Source organism: Chrysiogenia bacterium (assembly GCA_020434085.1).
Lineage (GTDB): Bacteria > JAGRBM01 > JAGRBM01 > JAGRBM01 > JAGRBM01 > JAGRBM01.
Window position 1 is genome coordinate 1 of the sequence record JAGRBM010000412.1, and the last position, 4555, is coordinate 4555.

At 62.8% G+C, this 4555-nt stretch carries 4 protein-coding genes; all 4 read right to left on the reverse strand.

Going from position 1 to position 4555, the window contains the following annotated elements:
• On the reverse strand, positions 1 to 1449 hold a 1449-nt coding region (locus KDH09_14095; GenBank protein MCB0220828.1), incomplete at its 3' end, for a response regulator.
• Between the two features lie 52 nt (positions 1450 to 1501).
• Positions 1502 to 1867, reverse strand: a complete 366-nt coding sequence (locus KDH09_14100; protein MCB0220829.1) for a response regulator — start codon at positions 1865 to 1867, stop codon at positions 1502 to 1504.
• On the reverse strand, positions 1860 to 4229 hold the full coding sequence (locus KDH09_14105; protein ID MCB0220830.1) for a response regulator: 2370 nt from the start codon (positions 4227 to 4229) through the stop codon (positions 1860 to 1862). The genes KDH09_14100 and KDH09_14105 overlap by 8 nt, the downstream gene beginning before the upstream one ends.
• Positions 4230 to 4285: 56 nt before the next feature.
• Positions 4286 to 4555: YfiR family protein (locus KDH09_14110; GenBank protein ID MCB0220831.1), on the reverse strand; the 270-nt coding region annotated here is incomplete at its 5' end.

Here is a 4555-nt window from a genome sequence, read left to right on the forward strand (position 1 = left end):
CCAGGGTTTGCGGGCGGGGGTTTCGGGGCTCTGGGGGGCTGCCGGAGCCGCATGAGGCTGCTCAGCAGGGGCGGACTCCGCGCTCATCCCGCCCGATTCCCAGGGCTTGCGCGGGGCGCTCGGGGGCGCGGAGGCTGCGCCGGCAGGGGATTGGCTGCCGCCTGATTCCCAGGGCTTGCGGGGCGCTTCAGGCTCCGCCGGCGTGGGCTCAGGGGGCGCAGGGGCCGGGGCAGATTCCGCGGGAGCCGCGGCCTGCGGCGCTTCGGCAGGCTTGGCCGTCACGGCAATCCCTCCGACCGGTCCTTCGCCCACGGCGCGCACGGCTTCGGCCTGGAACTCGCGGCTGGCAATGCTGGCCTCGACTTCCTGGGGCACGTTGACCGGGGCGTTGGCGTTGGGTGAGTTGTCGGTGATCTCGTCCACGCGGAAGATCTCGATCTCGCCCTTGCCCTTGGCGGCGCGGGTGCCCAGCGACTCGCCGCGCACATAGGGAGAGACCTGGTTCCAGGCCTCCAGGCTCAGACACACGGCGTCGTGGTCGGAATTCGATTCCACGCGCGCCGCGGTGTTCACCGTGTCGCCGTAGAGGTCGAAGAGATACTGGCGCTGGCCGACGATGCCGGCGATGACCGGGCCCACGTGGATGCCCACGCGGATGGACCAGGGGGAGGTTTCCTTCACGATGCGCACGAGCTCATGCCCGTATTCGACGGCGCGTAGCACCGGGTTCTCAAACGTGGTGAGAAGCCCGGCGGTCGCCATGAAGGCGTCCCCGATGGTCTTGATCTTCTGAATGCCCAGCTCGATGGCCTTTTCCTCGAAGGCGACGGTGACGCGCTGGAGAATGTCGACGACTTCCTCTGGCGTGTGCTGGTCGCACCAGGAAGTAAAGCCCACAAGATCGGTGAAGATCACGGCCACGTCGTCGTAGCGGCGGGGCTTTACCTCGTTGGTGGACTTGAGTTCCTCGGCCACGATGTCAGGCAAAATCACGTGGAGCAGCTCGTCGGCGCGCTTGCGCTCTTCCTCGATCTGTTCGAGGTGGCGCTGCTCCTGCTTGCGCAGGTGCCGGCGCTCCAGGCAGTGGCCCAGGCGTGCGTTGAGGATGTCGCGATTGAAAGGCTTGGTGAGGTAGTCGGTGGCGCCGAGCTTCACGCAGCTCACCACCGAATCGATCGAATCGACGGCCGTAATCATGATGACCGGGACTTCCTTGAGGTAGCCGGTCTTGTTGAGGTGTTCGAGCACCTCGTAGCCGTTCATCTTGGGCATCATGATATCGAGCAGGATGGCGTCGAATTCTTCCTGCTCGATCTTTTCCAGGGCCTCCACGCCGTTCTCAGCCATGGTGGAGGTGTGGCCCATGCGGGAGAGGCGACGTACCAGCAGATCCCGGTTCGTGGGATTGTCGTCTACGACGAGAATGTGTCCTGTGTACGTATCCGCCATCACTCTTGGGGCCCCGCTGGGGGCGATTTGCCGCGCTCGACGGCCTTGCTACCTATTTCCCGAGCTGTTCTTCAATTTTACCCAGCAGGCGCTTTAGTTCAACCGGCTTGATATCGTAGTCGTCACAGCCCGCTGCCATGGCCTTTTCCCGGTCGGTTTCCATGGCATGGGCTGAGAGCCCGATGATGGGAATCTGCTTGGTGTTGGGGTTTTCCTTGATCTTGGTGGTCGCCGTCCAGCCGTCCATTACGGGCAGGCTCATGTCCATCAAAATCACGTCGGGGCTCTCGGTCTCCGCCATGGTGACGCCTTCCTGGCCGTCTTCGGCCATGACGACCTCATAGCCGCGTCGGGTCAGGCGCCGCGAGAGCATGTCGCGGTTCATCGGGTTGTCTTCTACGAGCAGAATCTTAGCCATTGGCTACTTCACTCCTCTTCCGGCGCGCGGTGATCGGCAGGCGCTCATGCACGAATGCCCGCAGCGTCTGGTAGAGCTCCTCGGAATCGAACGCACCCTTTTGCATGATGCGTTGGACGTTGGCTTCCAGGAACAGGCGTTCGTCCTTGGTCAGATCCTTGGCCGTCGTCACGATGATCGGGATCGTACGCCACAGGTCGTGGTCGCGCAGATCGTCGACCAGCTCGAAGCCGCTCATGTTGGGTAGCATCAGATCGAGCAGGATCACCGAGGGGCGTTCCTTGTGGATGAATTCGAGCGCCTCGGCGCCGTCCCTGGCCTGCGCCAGGGGCCAGCCGGCCTTCTCGACGGTGCGCATCACCATGTTGCGGGTCGCTTCGTCGTCCTCGACCACCAGCACCGGGCCGGAGGGGAAGCCCTCGTGGAAGCGCTTGATGAGAATGCTGAGCTTTTCCTGGTCCACCGGCTTGACCAGAAAGTCCGTTGCGCCCAGCGAGAAGCCCTTGCTGCGGTCGTCCACCATGCTGATCATCACGACCGGCGTGTTGCAGAGGTCTTCGCTTGAGCGGATCTTGGTAAGCACCGACCAGCCGTCCTCTTCGGGCATCATGACGTCGAGGGTGATGACGTCAGGGCGCAGCTCGTGTGCGAGGCGGATGCCGTCCTTGCCGTTGTCCGCCATGACGCAGCGATAGCTCTCGCGGGTGAGCGTGCGCTTCATCAGCTCGCGTACGGTCGAATCATCATCGATGACCAGGATGAGCGGCAGGCTCTCGTCGTCGGCCTCTGCCGCTTTTTCCGCGGGCTTGGCAGCCGGGGCCGGGGCGTCGCCCTGCTGGGCCTTGGCTTCGCTCTTCTGCGCCTGCTGGCTGCGCTTCTCGGCGGCCTGGCGCGCGGCCTCGGCGGGGTCGGTCTTGGGATCGATCACGACGGCCGGCAGCTTGATGTAGAACGTGGTGCCCACGCCCTCTTCACTGGTGACGTTGATGTCGCCGCCCATCATTTCGGTGAAGTGCTTGGTGATGGTCATTCCCAGACCCGTGCCGCCGTACTTCTTCGTCGTGGAGGCGTCGGCCTGGGTGAAGGCCTCGAAGAGCTTGGCGAGCTGGTCGGGCGTCATGCCGATGCCACTGTCGCCCACGCTGTATTCGATCCATTCCTTGCCGTGGTCTTCCAGGCGGCGCGCGCCCAGCGTGATGGTGCCGTTTTCGGTGAACTTGCTGGCATTGCTCAGCAGGTTCATCAGGATCTGGCGGATCTTCACCACGTCGGCATGCATCTCGCCCACGCCGGGGTCGATCTCTAGTTGCAGCGCGTTGTTGTTCTTCTCGATGAGCGGCATGATCGTGGTGTGGACCTCGTTGAGGGTTGCCGCCACGTCGAAGTCTTCGAGGTAGAAATCCATCTTGCCGGCTTCGATCTTGGAGAGATCGAGCACGCTGTTGATCAGACCGAGCAGGTGCTTGCCCGCGGAATTGATCTTGCCGAGGTCGGAGACGAACATGTCTTCGCCCATGTCCTCGGCATCTTCCTGCAGCATTTCCGAATAACCGATGATCGCATTGAGGGGCGTGCGCAGCTCGTGGCTCATGTTCGCCAGGAAGGTGCTCTTGGCCTGGTTGGCGGCCTCGGCATCGTCACGGGCCTGATTGAGCTCCTCGTCGCGCTGTTCGATGCTGGTAACCATCTCGTTGAAACGATCGGTCAGTGTGCCGATCTCGCCGCCAGTCGTGCGCTCAGCACGCAGGCTGTAATCTGCGGCTTCCGAGATCCGCTGCACGGTATCCACCAGCTCGTGGATCGGGCCCGTGATGGACTTCTGAAGCACGATGGAGAGCGCGAAGGCCACGCCCGTTGCGATCAGGAGCACGATGACGGTCAGGATGACGAACTGCTTGGCGCGCTCGACAAGCGCCGCGAGATCCGACTGCACGTAGATCGTGCCGATCTTCTTGCCGTCGAGAATGATCTCCCGATAGACGACCAGCGTATCGTCGCGGAACTCGTGGCCCGTGCCGCGCCGCTTGGGCGCGCCCTCGGGCTCGAGAATGTTCTGCCGAACGTATTTTGCGAAAACCTCGCCATCGGTGTCGAAGAGATAGGCCAGCATCACCGAGTTCTTCGCCTTCAGGGCGGAGAGAATCTCGGTGGCGGTCTGGGTATCGTTGAAGGAAATGGCGGCAGTGCTGTTTTCGGCCAGAATCTGCGCAACCAGGGAGAGCTCCTTGGTGATGCTCTGGCGCTGGCTGTAGTAGTCGTATCCAACAAAGGCCAGACAGGCCAGGAACAGCGACAGGGCGCTGGTCAACATGTAGGACCGCGTCAGCCGCGTTTTAATTGATGCATCCTGCGACCCGAGCATTCGCGCGTCTCCCTTGCTCCACTCGCGCGCTGGACCCGCGACTGCGGGGCCAGTGCCTACTGACCGACGATCGTCGCCACGCGGAGCAGTTTCGAGCTGATCTTGAACCCGGCATCCTGCGCAGTCTTCTGATTGATGGTCAGGCGAACGCCGCGCCCATCGTCGTTGAACTCGACCATGCCACCGCTTGTGGCAAAGCCTTCGATTTCACTGACGGTCAGCACGGCGGAATCGCCGAAGCTGCCCATGATCTCGCTGACCCGGGCCTTTGCCGAGGATTCGATGTAGATCATGTGGCACGCAGGTGCCTGCGCCAGGGATTCGAG

Bases quoted from the DNA above. Each gene is read 5' to 3' on its own strand.
- KDH09_14100 (MCB0220829.1), bottom strand. From the start codon at position 1,867: ATGGCTAAGATTCTGCTCGTAGAAGACAACCCGATGAACCGCGACATG.
- KDH09_14105 (MCB0220830.1), bottom strand. From the start codon at position 4,229: ATGCTCGGGTCGCAGGATGCATCAATTAAAACGCGGCTGACGCGGTCC.